The organism is Enterococcus sp. DIV2379 (assembly GCF_050542965.1).
Taxonomy (GTDB): Bacteria; Bacillota; Bacilli; order Lactobacillales; family Enterococcaceae; genus Enterococcus_D; species Enterococcus_D entomosocium.
In genome coordinates this window covers 37,920-58,563 of record NZ_CP172938.1, presented here as the reverse complement: position 1 = coordinate 58,563, position 20,644 = coordinate 37,920, and the positions used below count along the sequence as shown (strand labels likewise).

General features: G+C 43.2%; 16 protein-coding genes. 9 read left to right on the top strand and 7 right to left on the bottom strand.

Going from position 1 to position 20,644, the window contains the following annotated elements; genetic code table 11:
• Positions 1 to 34: 34 nt before the first annotated feature.
• The gene (locus tag IGI92_RS00265; protein ID WP_430607560.1) at positions 35 to 1,705 is read right to left on the bottom strand and encodes an extracellular solute-binding protein; all 1,671 of its coding nucleotides are present in this window, start codon (positions 1,703 to 1,705) and stop codon (positions 35 to 37) included.
• 205 nt (positions 1,706 to 1,910) lie between these two features.
• Between IGI92_RS00265 and IGI92_RS00260 the strand changes: the two genes are divergently transcribed.
• Both IGI92_RS00260 and IGI92_RS00255 read left to right on the top strand, forming a co-directional pair.
• Positions 1,911 to 3,416 carry a response regulator transcription factor gene (locus tag IGI92_RS00260; RefSeq protein ID WP_430607557.1) on the top strand — a complete coding sequence of 502 codons (1,506 nt, stop codon included), beginning with the start codon at positions 1,911 to 1,913 and terminating at the stop codon, positions 3,414 to 3,416.
• Entirely contained in the window at positions 3,410 to 5,113 is a 1,704-nt protein-coding gene (locus tag IGI92_RS00255) for a sensor histidine kinase (RefSeq protein ID WP_430607554.1), read from the top strand. The genes IGI92_RS00260 and IGI92_RS00255 overlap by 7 nt, the downstream gene beginning before the upstream one ends.
• Before the next feature lie 74 nt (positions 5,114 to 5,187).
• On the opposite strand, the gene IGI92_RS00250 is transcribed toward IGI92_RS00255, so the two are convergent.
• On the bottom strand, positions 5,188 to 5,889 hold the full coding sequence (locus IGI92_RS00250; protein ID WP_016619502.1) for a TetR/AcrR family transcriptional regulator: 702 nt from the start codon (positions 5,887 to 5,889) through the stop codon (positions 5,188 to 5,190).
• 225 nt (positions 5,890 to 6,114) lie between these two features.
• Between IGI92_RS00250 and IGI92_RS00245 the strand changes: the two genes are divergently transcribed.
• The 3 genes from IGI92_RS00245 to IGI92_RS00235 are packed head-to-tail and all read left to right on the top strand — an operon-like array spanning position 6,115 to position 7,179.
• Positions 6,115 to 6,441 (top strand): PadR family transcriptional regulator, encoded by a 327-nt coding sequence (locus IGI92_RS00245; RefSeq protein ID WP_005232883.1) that lies wholly within the window; start codon positions 6,115 to 6,117, stop codon positions 6,439 to 6,441.
• Entirely contained in the window at positions 6,428 to 7,018 is a 591-nt protein-coding gene (locus IGI92_RS00240) for a DUF1700 domain-containing protein (RefSeq protein WP_005232884.1), read from the top strand. The genes IGI92_RS00245 and IGI92_RS00240 overlap by 14 nt, the downstream gene beginning before the upstream one ends.
• Positions 7,015 to 7,179, top strand: coding sequence for a hypothetical protein (locus IGI92_RS00235; protein WP_005232885.1), 165 nt, complete (start codon positions 7,015 to 7,017; stop codon positions 7,177 to 7,179). Before IGI92_RS00240 ends, IGI92_RS00235 begins: the two co-directional genes overlap by 4 nt.
• Before the next feature lie 292 nt (positions 7,180 to 7,471).
• Here the strand turns inward: IGI92_RS00235 and IGI92_RS00230 are convergent, their stop codons facing one another.
• On the bottom strand, positions 7,472 to 7,957 hold the full coding sequence (locus IGI92_RS00230; protein ID WP_005226468.1) for a hypothetical protein: 486 nt from the start codon (positions 7,955 to 7,957) through the stop codon (positions 7,472 to 7,474).
• Between the two features lie 259 nt (positions 7,958 to 8,216).
• Here IGI92_RS00230 and IGI92_RS00225 point away from each other — a divergent pair, with 259 nt between their 5' ends.
• A complete protein-coding gene (locus IGI92_RS00225; protein WP_430607549.1) occupies positions 8,217 to 9,590 on the top strand; it encodes an MFS transporter in 1,374 nt (457 codons plus the stop codon).
• Between the two features lie 124 nt (positions 9,591 to 9,714).
• Here the strand turns inward: IGI92_RS00225 and treP are convergent, their stop codons facing one another.
• Complete coding sequence (gene treP, locus IGI92_RS00220; protein WP_008376729.1) at positions 9,715 to 11,694, bottom strand: PTS system trehalose-specific EIIBC component; 1,980 nt, start codon at positions 11,692 to 11,694, stop codon at positions 9,715 to 9,717.
• A 336-nt stretch (positions 11,695 to 12,030) separates the two neighbouring features.
• Here treP and IGI92_RS00215 point away from each other — a divergent pair, with 336 nt between their 5' ends.
• Genes IGI92_RS00215 through treR form a run of 3 tightly spaced genes read left to right on the top strand, consistent with a single transcriptional unit; the run spans position 12,031 to position 16,094 of the window.
• Complete coding sequence (locus tag IGI92_RS00215; protein ID WP_194199398.1) at positions 12,031 to 14,658, top strand: glycoside hydrolase family 65 protein; 2,628 nt, start codon at positions 12,031 to 12,033, stop codon at positions 14,656 to 14,658.
• Positions 14,659 to 14,672: 14 nt separating this feature from the next.
• Positions 14,673 to 15,323, top strand: a complete 651-nt coding sequence (pgmB, locus tag IGI92_RS00210) for a beta-phosphoglucomutase (RefSeq protein ID WP_005232889.1) — start codon at positions 14,673 to 14,675, stop codon at positions 15,321 to 15,323.
• 54 nt (positions 15,324 to 15,377) lie between these two features.
• Positions 15,378 to 16,094 carry a trehalose operon repressor gene (gene treR / locus IGI92_RS00205; RefSeq protein WP_005226457.1) on the top strand — a complete coding sequence of 239 codons (717 nt, stop codon included), beginning with the start codon at positions 15,378 to 15,380 and terminating at the stop codon, positions 16,092 to 16,094.
• Positions 16,095 to 16,396: 302 nt separating this feature from the next.
• Here the strand turns inward: treR and rny are convergent, their stop codons facing one another.
• From rny to IGI92_RS00190, 3 genes are all read right to left on the bottom strand, one after another.
• The gene (gene rny, locus IGI92_RS00200) at positions 16,397 to 17,971 is read right to left on the bottom strand and encodes a ribonuclease Y (protein WP_005232891.1); all 1,575 of its coding nucleotides are present in this window, start codon (positions 17,969 to 17,971) and stop codon (positions 16,397 to 16,399) included.
• A 242-nt stretch (positions 17,972 to 18,213) separates the two neighbouring features.
• Positions 18,214 to 19,257 (bottom strand): recombinase RecA, encoded by a 1,044-nt coding sequence (gene recA, locus IGI92_RS00195; protein ID WP_008376737.1) that lies wholly within the window; start codon positions 19,255 to 19,257, stop codon positions 18,214 to 18,216.
• Between the two features lie 102 nt (positions 19,258 to 19,359).
• Entirely contained in the window at positions 19,360 to 20,598 is a 1,239-nt protein-coding gene (locus IGI92_RS00190; protein WP_430607545.1) for a competence/damage-inducible protein A, read from the bottom strand.
• Between the last annotated feature and the right edge of the window lie 46 nt (positions 20,599 to 20,644).

The window sequence follows — 20,644 nt, the reverse complement described above, 5'->3', positions numbered from 1 at the left end:
GAAAGACGAGTGTCAGAACCGCTGGAGTGGCCGCTTAATTATCTGCTCGCTGATCTACTACTTCTTGCATTTCTTCAAGTATGGCTGTCCCACCTTGGCTATTCCAGGTTTCAACATAGTTGTCGAAGTTTTCCAGGGGTTCTTCTCCAGTGATAAACTTAATGAAGGTCTCTTCCTCCAGTTTCCCTACTTGTGCGCCGTTTCGTTCATTGGCTTTGATCGAATCAAAACGCGGTGGTTTCACTTCATTCAAGCGTCCTTGCTCTCTGATACCGCCCATCACATTATTGACGGCTAAATAGCGGGAGGCATAGCGGGTCCAGTCCACCGGATCAGTTTCTTCAGGGCTATCCAGATATTGCTTGATTTTTTCGGCGTTTTCTTTGATGAAGAAGTTGGAGATATCCTCGATAGATGTTTCGCCAACCGCCGCCTTGGAAGCTTCTACTGCATCATCAATCTCACTATAGGCTTTTAAGAAAACAACATTCCATGGACGAACCGTCCCATCGACATCCACTTTCGCATAGTCATAAATTTCCGGAAACTCGGCTTCAATATCTTCCGAGTTGGCAACTTCACCATAAATCAGATTGATCATCTCCATGATTTTTTCCGGCTCAGAAAAACCTTTGCGCACCACGATGTATTGCCCGGTGCCGCGGTTAGCCACGGCATTGACCCCTCCATCGCCGTTAGCATTTTCAAGGGCATAAGGAACAAATTCAGCATTTGGATCATTTTGTTTGGCTTGTACTAAGCCCCAGTCAGGCATGTGCCAAGGACCAAAAGCGATGCCCGTTTCTCCATTAACCATCATGGCATGGATATCGTCATACGTGCGGGTACCAAATTGCGGATCCATGAACCCTTCATCTTGCCAGTCCTTCAGTAGCGTTAGTGCTTCTTTCATTGCTGGCGTATTGGATCCATAAAACATCTGCCCATTCTCATCTTGGAGATACGATTTTGGGTAGGCTCCAAACGCATTCATGATGGCTGTTCCGGTATATGCCGTGCCGCCATGATTTGGCGAAGACAACCAGAAGGCCAATGGCAAACCAACTGCTTTTCCGGTACTGGCTAAATCATTTTCTTGAAAAGCAATCGCTGTTTCCTTCAACTCATCCAATGTAATTGAGCGATTGCCATCTTTATCCAGTTCAATACCTAGCTCATCTAGCCAGTCCTGGCGCAACCAGACAAGATTGGGCCCGAAGTCATCGCTAGTAGATGGGATCGCCATCAAGCGATCATCAAACGTGGCTGCTTCTAACTGAATCCCATCAAACGAATCATAGATGTCTTTTAGAAAATCGTCGGCATGCTCCTCAAATACTTCGGTCAAGTCTTCCACTAAATCATTGTTAACTAATTCTTCCAATTCATCTCTTGAACCGACGATCATCGTATCCGGTAGTTCCCCTGAAGCGATCGCTAGCGATACTTGACGATCATAGTCTTCCCCATGGGCTTCAAAGGCACTCTCCAGCTCGATGCCCAAGCGTTCTTGAATCAATCGAGTATATGCGTTATTGCTGTAAGAATCCCCCTCAGGCAGTTTCGAGTTCGGTGCGGTCTGGCGTCCGATCGTAATCACGGTATCCCCATTTTCATTGGTCTTTGCTTCTTCTGAACTGCATCCTGTCATAATAAGTGCTGAAGCAACTGCTGTTAACATTGCTGTCCCCCGCCTAAATTTCATTGTTTTCCTCCTCAAACTTTTTTGATATCCTTATTATACGCAATCGCTTCCACAGAAAATATAGCACTTTTTTCAGATTCATAGCACGATTTCCAGAAAAATAAAACGTTTACAAATTCGCTCTGTTGCTTTTTTTGTTTATCGCTTACTATAGAAAGAAGAAGCGACTGCGTAATTTTCTCTATACGAAAGGACGGCGAAAACCATGTACCGACTGCTGCTTGCTGATGACAGCTACGATCAAAGAGAAGTGATCAAATACTTCTTGAGTCAGCATGAAAAAGAATGGCTGATCGAAGAAGCCAAAAATGGCCGCGAAGCCTGGCAACTTTTTCAGGAACAGCCCTTTGACTTGATAATTACCGACGTAAAGATGCCCTTTATGGATGGGCATGCCCTCGTAGCGAGAATCAAAGAAGCAGTTCCTGAAATTCCTGTGATGTTTATCAGCGGCTTTGAAGATTTTCATTATGTAAAAAAAGCCATACAGTTACAAGCGGTTGACTACCTCTTAAAACCAATCGACCCTGATGATTTTTATGAACAAATAAATAAAATCATTCTTTTTATTGATCAACAAAAGCAGCGCGCTTACACAAAAACAATCGCACAAACCCATTACTTGAAAGAGATTTTGAGTAAACTTTTTTATGGCTATCCTTGGCATTCACTACCGAAGGAAGAGCAATCGATTGCACAAGATTTTTTTAAGACTCATCCCTCTTTTTTTCTCGTTACTTGGCCGCTGGATTCTTGGAATGCGCCGGATTTTGTCCCTTCGCTATCTGCTGCATTTCCTGAAATGTTCAGTTTGTTTTTAGCTCCAGCACAACTGCTCTTTTTTAACGAACCTTTGCCAAAAAGGGAAATCGAAGAGCGAAAAAACAACTTAACTACCTATTTTTCCAAACAGTTTCAGCAAAAAATAACACTTTTTGACAGCGGACCAGTTCCCCACCATTCAGGGGTGTATGGCACCTATCATGACTTACTGAGAACCAGTCAGCGGTCTTTTTATCAGCAAAACAAAGGGAAAATCTGCCAGCTGCTTCCGGGAGATCACTACATCGTCAAGAAAGCGCTTTTTGAAAAAACCGTTTCGTATGTGAATCAATACGAAAGTAAAAAAGCCCACGCGCTTGTGAAAACAGTTTTCGACTGCTTTGAAACAAATGGACGTGAGGAACCAACCAATGCCAAGTTTTATTTTGCGACCTTTTATCAAACAATCCTCGATCAGTGCACGATCACTTTTGATGCGGAGTATGGCGCTAATCAGATTGGAAAAATACTGGAAGCTCCCAGTCTGCAACTAATTGCGGATATTTTTGATGCCCTCTTCCATTATATCCATGATGCCTTGCTTCAAATCAACGGGAGCCAGTCAAATGACTATGTGCGCCAAGTAAAATCCTATATATTCGCTCATTTTCACCAAGAGTTGAGCTTGGAGCGGTTAGCAAAGGAAGTCAATATCAATCCTAACTACCTAAGCGAATTATTCAGTACTTCTGAAGGCATGGGTATCACCAAATACATCAAGTCTTACCGTATCAAACAGGCTCAGAAGCGTTTAAAGAACTCGCACTGCAGCATTCGAACTATCTCCAAACAAGTTGGCTTTAATCATTATTCCTATTTTTGCAAAACGTTCCGAGAAATTGTCGGAATGACGCCGGATGCGTATAGAAAGAGAGGTCCCTCTTGTTAAGAAAAGTCCACGATTGTTTTAAAAATTTTCGTTTTCAAAAAAAGATCGCCCTTATTTCAATTCTTTCAAGCATTGTTCCTCTGATCGTTTTGACCTTTGTCGGGGTATCTATCATCCGAGCCTTTATCCAACAGCAGGAAAAAAGTGCTTACTCCGATAATCTCAAAAGTATCAGCTATCAGTTAGAAAGCAAGATCCACACCTATCGGGACAGCTTGCTCTTTTTAGCCAACAATACCGCCTTGACGCAAGAGCTTTCTAGTCAACGCTTCTCAAACTTTGATCAATACAATCTCTTTCAAAATACGATCGTGCCTTTGTTTCACAGTGTTCGTTTTCCGCAAGCAGATATTAAAGGCATCACGCTATACACCACGATCGATCTTTATGATCATGGGCAATACGTCAAAAAAATCACGGCTGATACAGCACTGCCTTTTCTCAAAGAGAAACCTTCGACCGAGATTCGAACGTATTTTGACAAAGAACGGGAGGAACTTTCTTTTTATACCAACCTTTTTTTAAAAGGCCATACCGCAGATTCCTTAAACTACATCGTTTTAACCATCGATCGAGCAGCATTGTTCACGAATCTTGATGCAGTCACTGAGGAGCCTTATGATTTGACGATTCAGTCAGAGACCGGGCAGACGCTTTACCGCATTGATTATTTGACGAAGCAGCAACGTACTCAAAAACAGTGGCTGGTTGGAAACGCAGTTATTGAAGAGGCACCTGTACTGCTGGATAATCATTGGCAAATCGTTTTTGTTAAAACCGCACAGTCATTTTTCAGCAGTTTACTGTATCTAGTTGGTGCGGCACTTATTATCTTTGGTTTTGTATTAATGATATTGGTTTTATCCAGCTGGTGGTTGGCTAAAACCGTGGTACAGCCGATCAACTCTTTGACCCAGCAAATGGCCTCTTTATCAATGGATCAATTCAAAATCCAGCACACATATTCTTCAAAAGATGAAGTCGGGCAGTTATACACCAATTTTCAAAAAATGCTAGATAAAATCGCTGAGCTGATCAATGAAGTATATGAAGCCGAATTGAAACAAAAAGAATACGAATTGCGGGCTCTGCAAGCCCAGATCAATCCGCATTTCTTTTATAATTCCTTAGCACTGATCAGCAATACTGCCACACTAAACGGCAATCACGAGATCCGTGAGATGGCTCAGCTGCTGTCTCGATTCTACCGTCTCAGCCTAAACCAAGGATCCAACCGGCTATCCGTCAGCAAAGAACTCGATCTGACGATCACCTATGCTAAAATTCAGCAAAAAATGCATCACCATTCCTTTGATTTAGTCCTCGAAATTGACTCAAATATCGGTGAATATCCGATGATCCATCTGCTCTTACAACCGTTTGTCGAGAATGCCGTCTTTCATGGGCTTGATCATATTGAAGATGACCGCAGAGGGGTATTGACGATCCGCTGCCTCAAAGAAGGACAATTGCTACGGTTTGAGATTCAAGACAATGGTCCCGGGATTGATCCTGAACAGCTAAAACAACTGGAGGAACCTTCTGATCAACATTATGGTATCAACAATGTACGCCAACGGCTAGCATTGTACTATGGCACGCAAGCTTCCTTATCGATTCAATCAGTAAAAGGTGAAAACACCACAATTGTTCTACTCATACCGCAAGACTTACCTCCTCAAAAAAACCGTCAGTGAAGAATGTTTAATCACTAACGGTTTTTTGGTGTCAAAATATTCAGATATTTATTTTAATGCTTGATTTCAAGTACCTATTCCTCTACAGCAAACGTACCGACCTCTAATAATCCTTGCCGACCCTGGTCTCGCGTCACGCCTTTTGCTTTCTTTAACATTCGTTCCCAATACTCCATGGTATCTTTTATAAAATCCTTGTTGCCGTCAGTACACCCTTCACGAATAAACAGCAATACCAACCCACTAAAAAAAATCAAGGCTTCTTCATGGTATTTCCTCAGATCGTTTTCTTGCTCACATTGAAAAACAGTTGATTCAGCGATTGCTTCTTGAAAATATGCAAAAGAACACTCTTTTATGTAGGGACCACAACCAATATCATTTAAAAATAATGCAAAAAAGAGGGCTCGATTGCGACTGGCGAACACGTAATAGTCATGCCAAAAACAGTATAGAGGATCCAGTGTCATCACCGTCTCTTTTTTTGCTTCATGAATGTCATGGAAGACATCATCGACCATTGCCTGTTTATAATTTTGCATGTTTGAAAAATTCAAATAGATTGGTTGGGTCGATGTTCGTGCATATTTAGCAATGTCGCGGACAGTGATTGGCCGATAAAGATATTCCACCAGATATTTTTTTAAACAGTTGATCAAATATTTTTTCGTAATCGTTGCTTTTCTCATAATACCCCTTCCTTTCTTGAGGCGATCAGCTCTCGCTAACGCTCCTCTACTCTCACTTGCTTTCTTCCAGTGAAACACCACCAACACCCAATTTTCTTACTGAAAGTAATCTGCATACTTCTACTTTAACAAAAAAGAGAACGTTAACATATACTTTCTGCCTAATTTCTTAATTTTGTTTTATATTTTTGACCATTTTCCCGAAAAAATTCCCTGTTTTCCTCGGCTAAGTCTTAAGACTGATTTTTTTGATACTACTTGTGAAATGATACTATGTAATGTATAGTATGGATATGAACAGGAGGAGAGCCTTTGGATGCCCAATTAAAAAAAGGATTATTGGAAATTTGTGTTTTAGCCTATTTGCAGCACGGGGACTCTTATGGCTATGAATTAGTCAAAAATATTTCTCCTTTACTACCAATCTCAGAATCCACCCTCTACCCTATCTTGAAGCGCTTAGAAGCCAGCCGAGCGGTTGAGACTTACAACAAGAGTCATCAAGGACGGACCCGAAAATATTACCGCTTGACCAAACTTGGCAAACAGCGGATCGACGATTTTTTAACCAACGACTGGCCCCAATTGACATTGATCCAGCGATTTATTAAAGGAGGAACACTAGATGAACAGAGTTGATTTTATCAAGGCATTGGCTGCAGAATTATCTGAAAAAGTCAGACCTAGCGAGATTCATCAGCTGATCAACTATTATGACGAGATGATCGAAGATTTGATGGAAGAAGGATACACTGAAGAAGAAGCCGTGGCACGCCTTGGCTCCCCAAAAGAACTGATCCAAACAGTCACAGAAACAGAAGAGGTCGTGGTAGAGATTCCCCGCCGCTTTCATCCCTTTTTGCTCTTGATCTTAGTGCTAGGCTTTCCATTGTGGGGCAGCTTATTGTTAAGTGCCGCTTTGCTGATCCTAAGCTTTTTAATAATCATCTGGTGTGTGCCTTTCACCACTGGCATGATTGGTGTCACTACGTTTATCGGTGGGATTGCTAGCGTTGTCTTAAGTCCCATGCTGATGGCGGATGGTTTCTATCTCTTTTTAAGTCAGTTAGGCGTGGGGATTTTCTTATTTGGTTTAGGGCTTCTTTGTCTGATCGCCACTTATAGTATGAGCCGACCTTTTTCACGTCTTACCCACTCCCTTGTCGTTTGGCCAAAATCATTTGTTCAAAACTATCGAAAGAAGGCAGTCCTATGATCAAAATCAATAAGCGCTTTTTCGTTTTTCTCAGTCTGTTGTTTATTATTCTCGGACTGGTCATCACCTTTATCGGTTTTTCAATGTCAGGGTACTCACCTGATGCCTACCATATTGAGCATCGTCGTTGGTATCAACTGATTGGTTTCTACACAGACTAATCGGCAAAAACAATTATAAGTTGTTTTTTTTCGTCAGAAAAACTAGCAATTTGCATTAATTTCATGTATCGGCGAAAAAATTGAACTTCTCTTTTTGACGGAACCATATTACTATATAGGTACATCCTGTATCCTATTTCATAGGGTAACCAGAAAAACCCATACCATCCTATGGGTTTTTTTGTTGTTTATAAAAGCAAAAAAACGTGCCGCAAGTCCAGGTATCGCCAAGCCAGCTGTTTTAGCTAACCTTGGCAGAACCCGTCTGCAGTACGTTTTTTCTACTGATCGATTATTCCCCTAGTACTGGCTGTTCTTGCACAGTGCCAATAGGAAACAAGGCGCGAAACACCCGGCGAACGATTGGACCTGCAATGAACAATTGCAACGGCAATGCGACGATCACATTTTTCCCAATGTTGCTTAGCCAATTGACGAACACCGAGTGATCAGGGTTTGGGTGCATCAACGCACCAAAGAGTGACATACAGATCACCATGCCGGCGATCATCAATGAAGAAATCAACCCAATTTTTTTCCAAGTAGCTGATTGATGGTCCAAAAATCGAAACGCCAAACCTTTTGCCGGACCAGAAACAATGAACCAATCCAAAATAAAGGCGACACAAAGGGCTAATGGTAATTCATTCCATGCCAATTGGAATGCCAATGCCGAAACACCGACTTGAAACATGAGGTTATAAACACTCATAAAATACACCATGAAAATACACATAAGTGTCGTATAGATCAAACTTTCTTTTTTATTGATGGGCATGTAACAACTTCCTTTCTCTTTTTCGTACTCGACTATTCTAGCAGAAGAAAATTTTTCGTGTAAGTAAAAGTTTGAAAACTTTCAAAAAAGTTTTTTGCTATTTTTTTAACCACTTCTCTTGACACTTTCTTATGAAGTCAGTAGAATAGCGATAGATTAAATCGTACAGATAACAAGCGGGTTCGCTTGTCGAGAGAGAGGCGGTTTCTATGAGAATAGAAACGGTCTCTTTTTTTGCGAATTTTTTAGAGGTGAGAATATGGAAAACAACAAAAAACTCGTGGGGGCGATCCTCGCAACCGGATTGATGTCATTTGCAGGCGTGCTGATTGAAACAGCCATGAATGTAACGTTTCCGACATTGATCGATCAATTTACGCTTTCAACATCCGATGTCCAATGGGTGACGACCATCTACTTACTGGTCATCTCCATCATTGTCCCAATATCGACCTACCTTTTGAAACGCTTCTCATTGAGAACCTTGTTTCTAGCTGCCAACGCCTTCTTCCTTGTTGGCTTGGTGATCGACTTTTTATCGCCGACGTTTGCCATTTTGCTGATTGGCCGCTTTTTCCAAGGTGCCAGCACAGGGATCGCACTGCCTTTGATGTTCCACATCATTTTGACTTACTCCCCCTTTGAAAAGCGGGGAGCGGCGATCGGCTTAGGGAATTTGACCACTTCCATCGCTCCAGCGATCGGACCGACATATGGAGGATTATTGACCGCCCATTGGTCTTGGAATGCGATCTTTCTTTTCTTAATCCCAGTCTTACTGATCTCCCTAGTACTCGGCCTTTACTCGATCCCTAAAACGGCTGGGGCAAAAGACACTTCCCTGGATTTACTGAGTGTATTAGGAATCGTCTTGATGTTCAGCGGCTTCTTATTGTTCTTGAATCAAGTAGGCACCTTAGCGAGTCTACTGCCACTGCTTTTCGGTTTCCTTGGTGCTGGCTTGTTTTATCAACGCTCAAAAGGCCCGAACCCTTTGATTCGTTTGGCTGTTTTGAAAAACTGCAGCTTCAGTTTGTTTCTTTTCGGCTTTCTCGTTTGTCAGTTCCTTTTACTGGGCATTTCCTTTGTTTTGCCGAACTTTGTCCAACTCGTCTTGGGAAAAGATGCCTTTACTGCAGGATTAGTTATGCTGCCCGGGGCGGCCATCGGGGCGGTCCTTGCGCCGATCTCTGGTCGGTTGCTGGATAAAGTTGGACCGAAAAAACCGATCCTGTCTGGTTTGACTTTGATTGCCATTGGTTGGCTTGCCTTAGCCCTTGTTTTGCGTTCTCCTTTCATTTGGAGCCTAGTTGCCGGACATGTCTTTTACATGATCGGGATCGGCTTAGCCTACAGCAATATGATGACCACCGGCTTAAACAAGCTGACTCCTGCGTTGTACGCGGACGGTAATGCGATCTTTAATACGCTGCAGCAATTTTCTGGTGCAGTGGCGACGGCTGTGGTGGCGACCATTATCAATTTGGCACAAAATGCGACGACCGATTACACCCAAGGGACGGTCATCGGCTCTCAAATCGCCTTATTCTTTTTGTGGGCCATGGTCTTACTGACTTTCCTATTAACGATTAACTATTTCCGCAAAAACACCGACCAAAAAGCTGTCAGCTAACTGCGGCTTTGCCAATTGAAAAACAACGAAAAAAAGCCGCCCTCCCTTGAGGACGGCCCATAAAAAAATCCGCTTCCGATTCCCCTTCTTAGTCAAAGGGCGCTCTCGGAAACGGATTATTTTTTTAGTTTAATTCAGCTGAACCAACCGCTGTTTTGGCTGTCACTGTGCCTGTAGTCGTCAATGAAAGCTGACGCACTTTTTCGGCATTCGTGATGACCGTCAAAACATCTGTCTGTTTGCCAGCTGCGATAACGGCATCTAGATCCATCACTGCAAGCTTCGTTTCTGGTGTGACCGTATCACCTTCAGAAACAAGAACCTCAAATGGCGCACCTTTTAGTTCTACAGTATCCAAGCCCATGTGGACGAGAACTTCCGCGCCACCAGGCGTTAAAATCCCGATTGCATGTTTCGTTTCAAAAATGCTAGAGATCGTACCTGCAACAGGAGCATAAATCGTTCCGTTCGTTGGCTGAACAGCAAAGCCGTCACCCATCATTTTTTGAGAAAAGACAGGATCAGAAACTTCAGTGATGGCAACCACTTTCCCATCAGCTGGGGCATAAAGGGTTTCTTCTGAAACTTGTGTTGCTTCTGGGGCTGCAGTTGTCGGTGCAGCAGTCGTTGGTGCAACAGCCGCTGCTGCAGCTGTATCAGCAGCCAATTGCGGTTCTAATTTATTTAAGAAGGTAACTTTTCTAAAGACGATAGTGCAAACAAAAGTGATCGCAATCGTCACCGCCATTGAGATGAAGACCATTGGATAGTTTTCAATTTTAAATGATAAGAAGCCAGGCAGTCCCCCTACACCAATACCTAATGCACGGGTATTCGTTGCAGTGATCAGCATTCCACCGAAGGCAGAACCTACCATTGCTGCGACAAATGGGTAAACATATTTCAAATTGATCCCGAACATCGCTGGTTCAGTAACCCCCATGTAAGCAGAAATCGTTGCTGGAACAGAGACTTGTTCTTCTTTTTTATTGCCACGGTGAAGGAACCAAATCGCCAATACTGCCGTACCTTGCGCAATATTTGACAGCATGATCATTGGCCAAAGGTTTGTTGTACCAAAATCCGCTACTAATTGAGAGTCGATCGCTAGCGTTGTATGATGCAATCCGGTAATAACCAAAGGCGCATACAAGCCACCGAAAATGAAACCAAATAACCAGTTTAATGGTGAGGTCAAGCCAGCATTTACGACCCAAGAAATGCCTGATCCGATTTGCCAACCGATTGGACCTAATACCATGTGAGCTGCTAAAATAGTTGGCAGCAATGAGAACAATGGAACGAAGATCATTGAAACCGCTTCTGGAATCCATTTCCGGAAGAATCTTTCAAGATAAACCAATAAGAAACCTGCCAGCATTGCTGGGATCACTTGTGCTTGATACCCAATTTTATCAATAGTGAAGAACCCGAAGTCCCACGTATAATTTTGGGCGATTTCTGCAGCAGAAGTTGAACTTACTGAATAAGCATTTAATAATTGCGGTGAAACCAATGTAATCCCTAAAACAATCCCTAATATTTGCGTGGTTCCCATCTTACGTGTAATACTCCAGGTAATCCCTACTGGTAGAAAGTGAAAGATCGCTTCACAGGGCAGCCATAAAAAGCCGTTGACACCGTTCCAAAAAGTAGAAGCTTGCGTAATGGTTTGTCCACCTAGAGCTTCTAACGGTACACCTTCTAAGAAATTTCTCAGCCCTAGCATCAAACCACCGACAATAATCGCTGGTAATAATGGGGTAAAGATCTCAGCTAACGTAGCAATCGCTCGTTGCACGATATTTTGATTGTTTTTTGCAATCGCTTTGCTTTGTTCTTTAGAAACACCTTCTATTCCTGATACATCGGTAAAATCATTGTAAAACGTTGAGACATCATTGCCGATAATGACTTGGAATTGTCCCGCATTCGTAAACATCCCTTTGACACTTGGAATTTCTTCAATTGCCTTTTCGTTTGCTTTTGTCTGATCGTTCAAAACAAAACGCATCCGTGTCGCGCAATGTGTTACTGCGGCGATATTTTCTTTGCCGCCAACATATTCCAGCAGCTTCTCAGCATCATCACGATACTTTCCCATAATTAATAAACCCCTTTCATATCCACTTGTATATATATGTTTTAATTACGCACTAATCATAACTTGATAGTTTTGATATTGCAAGCGTTTCAAACCAATTTTTTTCACTTTTTCTACAAACAATACAAGTGAATAGAAAAGGTACCGTATTAAAACCTTAATAAATAAACGTTTTTTAAAATATTTGATTAATATAAAATAATATTACCAATGACTTTATTTACTGTTTATTTAACAAAAAAGAATAAAAAAACAGGTGAGATAAATTGAAATAGCTTACAAATTACGTTATAATCATCTTGCATGTATAGACAAGTTTAAAGGAGGACAACTATTGTGAATACGATTATATTGTCTAAGGAAGAATGGCTGTTAACGGATCAAACCGGTACGACCTATCCGTTTTCTGGGACAGACAGTGAACGAGTTGCTGCACTGACCGCGCAGCTGCAGAAAATGGAAGGTGGCGGGATCGTCTCTGAATCTTTGGTGTTTACGAATGAAGAAGGGACTTTTTCACTGGACCAATGGTTGACAGAAAAATTGAATCGTCCCTTTGTTTGCACCACGAAAGAACAGTATGAAGAAAAAAGTGCTGAAATTCCTTGGAACCTCGAATACTATGGCTACACCCCTGGTAAAGATGAATACTCGGTGGAGTCACTTTTAACCGTCGGCAACGGCTATCTAGGGCTGCGAGGCACGACGCCTGAGATGACCATTTGTGAAGCGAACTATCCAGGGCTGTATTTAGCAAGTCTTTACAATACGGTGGAATCTGATGTTTCTGGTCATACCATCAGCAATGAAGACTTCGTCAATGCACCGAATCTGCAAAAAATGTACGTGAAGATCGATGATGAAGTGATCGACATTGCCAACAATCAGCTTCTTTCCTTTAAACGGACCTTAGATCTGAAGACCGGCTTGTTCCAATCAGTGGCAGAAATTGAAACAAAAAAACAAAAGCGTCTGCGAATCGAAACGAAGAAAATCGCCAATATGCAAGACGTTCACCAATATAGCTTGGTCTATCAGTTTACCCCACTGAACTTTTCCGGTCCCGTTACCTTCGTCAGTGAAGCCGACGGATCGGTTTATAACTATAACGTCGCTCGTTACCGTAGCTTAACCAACCAGCATTTGACCGTGAAAGAGACAGCAGCTGAACAAAACAAAGCGCATTTAGTGGTCACCACTAACCAATCACAGATTACCGTTGTCCAATCCTCTGAACTGTTTTCACAGGACCTGCCATTGGCTGAGCTGCACGCTGAAACAAACGACCAGCTCGTCCGTCAGCAAGTAGCCCTTGAGGTGACGGAGGGACAAACTTATCGGGTCGAAAAATCAGTCACTGCTGCCGCTTATCGGCAAGAGGATCCGCAACCGGCATTTACGTTTTCTTCCTTAGCATTACCTGATTTTGCGACGATGTATACCGCCTCAAAACAAGCCTGGGCTGAATTATGGGCGAAAGCGGCCATCGAAGTCACTGGTGACTTGATGTCGCAAAAAATGCTGAATCTGCATACGTATCATCTGCTGGTCTCCGCAGCACCGAATGCTTATCAGGAGTCCTTAGATGCCAGTATCACTGCCCGTGGCCTACATGGTGAAGCCTATCGCGGTCATATTTTCTGGGATGAACTGTTTATCTTACCCTTTTACATTCTACATTTTCCTGACACCGCCAAAGAAATTTTGCTGTATCGCTACCGCCGCTTAGCTGCTGCCAAAAAAGACGCCCAAAAAGCCGGTTACCAAGGCGCCATGTTCCCATGGCAATCAGGATTGGATGGCAGTGAGCAATCCCAAGAACTGCATTTGAACCCTATCAGCGGCGAATGGAAAGAAGACCACAGTCGCTTGCAGCGCCACGTCTCCTTAGCGATCGCTTATAACATTTGGCAATATTGGCACAACACACAAGACCGTCCCTTTATGGAACAATATGGATTAGAATTGATGTTAGAAGTCGCCCATTTCTGGCAAAGTGCTGCCACCTGGGATGATACTGCTCAACGTTACTTTATCGATAAAGTCATGGGACCAGATGAATTTCATGAAAGCTACCCAAATAGTGAACAAGGCGGCTTGAAAAACAACGCCTATACCAATATGATGGTAGTATGGTTGTTTGAAGAGATCGAGAACCTCCAACAACAACTATCAGCAGAGAGCTTCCAAGCAGTATTGGAGAAAACGGCTTTAACCCCAGCGGATATTGCTGCTATGGCAGATATTCGTACCAAATTAGGCTTAGAGATCGATCACGAAGGCATCATCGCACAGTTTGAAGGGTACTTCCAGTTGGAAGATCTGGATTGGGCCCATTATAAAGAGAAATATGGCAACATTTATCGGATGGATCGCATCCTAAACGCTGAAGGCAAGAGTGCTGACAGCTACAAAGTCGCGAAACAAGCCGATAGTTTGATGATTTTCTATAATTTCTCAAAAGAGCAAGTCAATCAAATTTTGGCGGATCTTTCTTACCAACTGCCAACAGACTATATTGAAAAAAATCTCCATTATTATTTGGCTCGCACCTCCCACGGCTCGACTTTGTCGCGGATCGTTCACGCTCAGTTAGCGGCAATGGTGGATGATCAGGAATTGGCTTGGTCGTTATACCAAGAAGCCCTCTCTTCTGATTATCGTGATATCCAAGGCGGGACCACGGCAGAAGGCATTCACGCCGGTGTCATGGCCGCTACGTTGTTTATTCCGTTAACCACTTTTGCTGGGATTGATATTCGAGAAGAGCAACTGCAGATCACACCAAACTTGCCAAAAGCTTGGGACAGCTTAGCCTTTCAGCTAGAAGTTCGCGGCACCCGCTTTGCATTGAATGTTACACATGAAACATTGACGATCACCGCTGATCAGCCAGTCACGATCTTAGTGAATGGGCAGCAAGTTTCTCTAGAAGCAAAGAAAGAAGCAACGATTACTTACTAAAAGGAGTGTTACACATGAAAAAAGGATTTGTTTTTGATTTAGACGGCGTTATCACGGATACAGCTAAATACCACTACATCGCATGGAAAGAATTAGCTGCGGAGATTGGGATCGAGATCGATTTGAAATTCAATGAGCAGTTAAAAGGCATTAGCCGCATGGATTCTTTAGAGCGAATCTTAACACTAGGCAACAAAAATGATGCCTACACAGAAGTCGAAAAAGAAGCCTTAGCGACAAAGAAAAATACCCACTATGTACAATTATTACAAAGCTTGACTCCTGATGATCTATTGCCGGGGGTAAAGACGTTCCTTGATGAAGCCAAAGCAAAAAATATTCCTTGTGCCATCGCTTCGGCATCCAAGAATGCGCCGTTTATTTTGGACAAACTAGGTGTCATGCAAGACTTTGATACGATCGTTGACCCAGCAACCTTGAAAAAAGGCAAACCAGATCCAGAAATCTTTATCCAAGCAGCGCTAGCACTAGGCATTGAACCGGCAGAAGCAGTTGGCTTTGAAGATGCTCAAGCAGGGATCGACGGCATCAAAGCTGCTGGTATGTACGCGGTAGGCGTTTATTCAGGAGAAGAACTACACGGTGCAGATGTGATCGTTGAAAAATTGACGGATCTAAACATTGACGAACTTTTGGCGAAATAGTCGATTGCATTTCCAAATTGGCCTCGCTATAATAGCCAAAGAGGGGGCAATCCGATGAACAAGTTTAAAGAGATATTTTTAGATTTAGAACAAAAAATTCTAGCAAACGAATACCCTCCGCATTCTTTGCTGCCTAGCGAAAACCAATTGATCAAAACTTATGGTGTCTCCCGCGAGACTGTCCGTAAGGCATTGAATTTATTGCGGGATGCTGGTTATATCCAAAAGAAACAAGGGAAAGGTTCGATCGTTTTAGACTTGAATCGCTTTGATTTCCCAATTTCCGGCTTGACGAGTTTTCGTGAGCTGCAAGATACCCAACGCATTCCTAGTGAAACAAAGGTTGTCGAGATCCGTAAGATCGCCGTTTCGCCAAAGCTGCACGAGACCACTGGTTGGCCTGTCGCTTCTGAGGCATGGAAACTGATCCGTCAGCGGAGAATCGATGGAGAAGTGGTGATTTTGGATAAAGATTACCTTGATGCTTCTATCATCGAAGAGTTGCCAGAAAACCGAGCGAAAGTATCGATTTTTGATTACTTTGAAAATGATCTTGGCCTTGAGATCGCTTATGCACAAAAAGAAATCACTGTTGACCCCGTCAACAAAGAATTGCGGGATCTAATGGATCTGCGTCCTGAAGATCAGCATGTCGTTACGGTTCGCAGCCTCGTGTATCTAGAAGACACGCGCTGTTTTGAATACACCGAATCGATCCACCGACTGGATAAATTCCGCTTTGTGGACTTTGCCCGTCGACGCAAGATTTGATGGACGTATAGACGTGAAAAAGACAAAACAGACCTAGACTTCACCGAGAAGTCTGGGTCTGTTTTATGTTTCAATCCCCCCCTCTCGAGATGATGCTGGATCGATCCTTCCTCTTTTCGCCTCTGTCGCTAACGATTCATCCTTTTGCTTTCCCGGCGTTTGGCTGCCGACGAACAAAAAAGGCTCAATCATTTATGGGACTGATGAAAAGCACAGTTGATTTTGAACAACTCAGTCGTCCTTATTAACAGTCAGCCACACAAAAAAAGCAGTACCCTCTGAGAGGATACTGCTTTTGCTTGCTATTTGGCGTAATCCGTTGCGCGGGTCTCGCGAATAACGGTTACTTTGATATGACCTGGGTAATCCAAATCGTCTTCGATCTTCTTGCGGATGTCGCGAACCAATCGTACAGCATCCAAATCAGAAATCTCTTCTGGTTTGACCATTACACGGACTTCACGTCCGGCTTGGACGGCAAAACTGGAATCGACACCTTTGAAGCCGTTGGCGATATTTTCTAGGTTTTGCAAGCGGCGAATATAATTTTCCAATGATTCGCTGCGGGCACCTGGACGGGCTGCTGACAAGGCATCTGCGGCTGCAACTAAAACAGAGATAACCGATGTTGCTTCAACATCTCCATGGTGAGAAGCGATCGCATTGATCACCACACCATTTTCTTTGTATTTGGCAGCTAACTCAGCCCCGATCTCAACGTGAGAGCCTTCGATTTCATGGTCAAGGGCTTTCCCAATATCATGCAAGAGTCCGGCACGTTTGGCTAACTGGATATCTTCACCTAATTCTGCGGCAAGAACACCGGTTAGTTTTGCGACTTCGATCGAGTGGTTCAAGACGTTTTGTCCGTAGCTGGTACGGAAACGCAAACGACCTAAAATCTTGATCAAGTCTGGATGAAGGGTGTGAGCACCGACTTCAAAGGCTGCTTGTTCCCCATATTCACGAATATGCTCATCCATTTCTTTCCGAGATTTTTCGACCATTTCTTCAATTCGAGCTGGATGGATCCGGCCGTCTTGAATCAGTTTTTCAAGGGTCATACGAGCAATTTCACGGCGAATCGGATCAAATCCTGATAAGACGACTGCTTCTGGCGTGTCATCGATGATCAAATCGATCCCTGTCAATGTTTCAAGGGTCCGAATGTTCCGACCTTCTCTTCCGATGATTCGACCTTTCATCTCATCATTTGGTAATGATACGACCGATACCGTGGTTTCAGACACTTGGTCTGCGGCACAACGTTGGATTGCTAGGGACAAGAGATTTTTTGCTTTTCGATCTGCTTCTTCCTTCGCACGCTGTTCAGATTCTTTGACCATGATCGTTAATTCATGGTTCAATTCCTCTTCCGTTGATTTCATGATCAACTCTTTTGCTTCATCTCTAGACAGCGCGGCGATGCGCTCTAATTCTTTCTGTTGTCCATCGATTAAGTTTTCTACTTCTTTTTCTCGCTCGTCAATTAATTGTTGTTTCTCACTAAGTCTGCCTTCTTTATCTTCAAGTGAGCGTTCTCGTTTTTCCAAAGAATCGTCCTTACGATCAAGTACTTGTTCTCTTTGGAGTAAACGATTTTCTTGTGATTTTAAATCAAGTTTGCTTTCTTTCAACTCACTTTCAATCTCTGACCGATACTTCTGATTTTCTTCCTTAGCTTCTAACAATGCTTCTTTTTTAAGAGTTTCTGCTTCTTTCTTAGCGCTTTCGATAATTCCAGCTGCAGAATTTTGGGCGCCGTTGATTTCTTTCTCATGACGAGATTTCGTCACATAAACTCCTAATCCAAGACCGACAATTAAACCGATGATAGCGAGGAGAATGTAAAGTAGTTCCAATGAATCCACCTCCATACTATCTTTTTAAATATTTTGTAATTTTGATTAACAAAGGATAACAAAATTATCAATTCGCTACTTCTTATGTGGAAATCCACATACGTTTATTCTAATGTTTGAACACAAGAGTGTCAACTTTAAATAATAAAGTAAACTTTCGCAACCCTTCCTTTTTACGGATGTTTTTTCAACAATAGATGAATCTAGCAAAAAGCCACAAAAAAGCCAAACAACCTCGTTGTTTGGCTTTTCAAGACTTATTCGTCTAATGGTAATTCTTCTTGCGCTTCCTCGAGGGTTACGGTCTCTCCTGTTCCAATCCCGTAAGCATCGCGGACGCGAGCAGAAACTTCTAGCATCATTTCTTGGTGTTCACGCATATAGTTTTTGGCGTTTTCACGACCTTGACCGATGCGATCCCCTTTATAGGCATACCACGCACCGCTTTTATCAACGATGTCTTGTTCCACGGCCATATCCAATAATTCACCTTCTTGTGAAATACCTAGACCATACATCATGTCGACTTCCGCTACTTTAAATGGTGGCGCTACTTTGTTTTTGACTACTTTGATCTTCGTGCGGTTCCCGATGATATCTGTACCGGATTTCAATTGCTCAGCACGACGTACTTCCAAACGGATGGTTGAATAGAATTTCAACGCACGTCCACCAGGTGTCGTTTCTGGATTCCCAAACATGATCCCAACTTTTTCGCGAATTTGGTTGATAAAGATCGCGATCGTTTTCGTTTTGTTGATGGAACCAGAAAGTTTCCGTAATGCTTGTGACATCAAACGAGCTTGCAAACCAACGTGGGTATCACCCATTTCACCATCGATCTCCGCTCGTGGGACTAAAGCTGCTACCGAGTCAATAACTACGATATCAACCGCACCACTTGAAACTAAGGCGTCAGCGATCTCTAATCCTTGTTCCCCTGTATCTGGTTGTGATAACAAAAGATCATCGATATTTACACCTAATTTTTGCGCATACTGAGGATCTAACGCATGTTCGGCATCGATAAATGCTGCTGTACCGCCATTTTTTTGGACTTCCGCAATGGCATGTAAAGCAACTGTCGTTTTACCAGAACTTTCTGGGCCGTAAACTTCTACGATCCGTCCTCGTGGGTAACCACCTACACCTAATGCAACATCCAAGGCCAATGAACCACTTGGGATCGTTGAAATTTGTTGATCAACTTTTTCGCCAAGCTTCATGATGGCACCTTTACCATAGTTCTTTTCAATCTTCTTTAGTGCAGCATCTAAGGCTGCTTTACGATCATCTGCCAAACGGATAATCCTCCTTATATTCATCACTTTCGTGTGTCGTTCATAAGATAATAATAGTCCTTCTGAAGGGAAATTGCAAGAAAAAACGAACAAACATTCGCATTAATTTAATAATTCCTTACGTATTTGATTTAAGCCTACCATGACAGCACTATGCCGAATATAGGCGCGGTCGCGGTTGAAGTGATACAGCTGGCTTGAGACGCCTTTGTCAGAAGCTAAGGCGATCCAAACAGTGCCTTTGGGCTGGCCTTCTAGTTCGTCTGGACCAGCAACACCGGTGAAGGCCACCGCATAATCGGTCTCTGCTTGTTTGCGGGCATAGACGGCCATTGCTTCCGCACACTCCTGACTAACAGTCCCATAGCTTTCTAAAAGCGCTGAATCGATGCCTAAGAGCTTGCTTTTTGTTCCAGCAGAATATGTCACGAACCCACCGGGAAACACCTCAGAGACGCCAGGAATCCCTCCTAGGGTCGCTTGAAACAAACCAGCGGTCAAACTTTCCGCTGCGGTGACGGTTTTCTTTTTCTCGATTAGTAGATCGACGACTGTTTCTGCCAGCGAATTTTGTTCCCCATATCCATAGAAATACGCACCGACCCGTGCTTGGACGGTTTCTTCTAATGCATCCAATTGTTTGATTCCTTGCGCCTCATCTGCGGTTTTGACCGTCAGACGCAATGTGACCTCATTGGGTTTGGCATAAGGGGCGATGGTGGGATTGACTTGGTTCTCGATCAAATCGGCCAATTCTGTGACCAACGCCGATTCCCCGATCCCGTAATAGCGCAAAACGCGAGAAAGCAAGACTTCTTCTTGGGGAAACTGCTCTAACAGAAGTGGTTTTGCGTGGGTAAGAAACATCGCCTGCAGTTCACTTGGCGGTCCTGGCAGCAGCAAATAACTGGTAGCGGCTGTCTGATAAAAAATCCCGATCGCTAGTCCATTGGGATTTGGCAAAGACACACCGTCTTTGAAGACTAAGGTCTGCCGCAAATTGTTTTCCGTCATCCTCCGTTGACTGTTTTCAAAGAAGGCTTTCAATTGGTGATAACCTGGTTCATCTCTGACTAACTCTTGTCCCACATGACGGGCAGTGACTTGTTTCGTCAAGTCATCGTCGGTGGGCCCTAGGCCGCCGCACAGCACGATCAAGTCGCTGCGTTTGTCGGCGATCGTCAGCAATTCCTCTAAGCGATTGGGGTTGTCCCCGACAACACTATGATAAAAAACATCGATCCCAAGACTTGCCAGTTCTTCTGACAAGAAGGTCGCGTTCGTATTCACCACCTGTCCTAAAAGTAATTCGGTCCCGACTGCAATAATTTCTGCTTTCATTCGTTTACTCCTTCATTTATCAGATACGTAAAAGTCTTTCATATTG

Bases quoted from the DNA above. Each gene is read 5' to 3' on its own strand.
- IGI92_RS00260 (WP_430607557.1), top strand. From the start codon at position 1,911: ATGTACCGACTGCTGCTTGCTGATGACAGCTACGATCAAAGAGAAGTG.
- IGI92_RS00265 (WP_430607560.1), bottom strand. From the start codon at position 1,705: ATGAAATTTAGGCGGGGGACAGCAATGTTAACAGCAGTTGCTTCAGCA.
- IGI92_RS00230 (WP_005226468.1), bottom strand. From the start codon at position 7,957: ATGCCCATCAATAAAAAAGAAAGTTTGATCTATACGACACTTATGTGT.
- IGI92_RS00225 (WP_430607549.1), top strand. From the start codon at position 8,217: ATGGAAAACAACAAAAAACTCGTGGGGGCGATCCTCGCAACCGGATTG.
- treR (WP_005226457.1), top strand. From the start codon at position 15,378: ATGAACAAGTTTAAAGAGATATTTTTAGATTTAGAACAAAAAATTCTA.
- IGI92_RS00235 (WP_005232885.1), top strand. From the start codon at position 7,015: ATGATCAAAATCAATAAGCGCTTTTTCGTTTTTCTCAGTCTGTTGTTT.
- pgmB (WP_005232889.1), top strand. From the start codon at position 14,673: ATGAAAAAAGGATTTGTTTTTGATTTAGACGGCGTTATCACGGATACA.
- IGI92_RS00240 (WP_005232884.1), top strand. From the start codon at position 6,428: ATGAACAGAGTTGATTTTATCAAGGCATTGGCTGCAGAATTATCTGAA.
- rny (WP_005232891.1), bottom strand. From the start codon at position 17,971: ATGGAGGTGGATTCATTGGAACTACTTTACATTCTCCTCGCTATCATC.
- treP (WP_008376729.1), bottom strand. From the start codon at position 11,694: ATGGGAAAGTATCGTGATGATGCTGAGAAGCTGCTGGAATATGTTGGC.
- IGI92_RS00190 (WP_430607545.1), bottom strand. From the start codon at position 20,598: ATGAAAGCAGAAATTATTGCAGTCGGGACCGAATTACTTTTAGGACAG.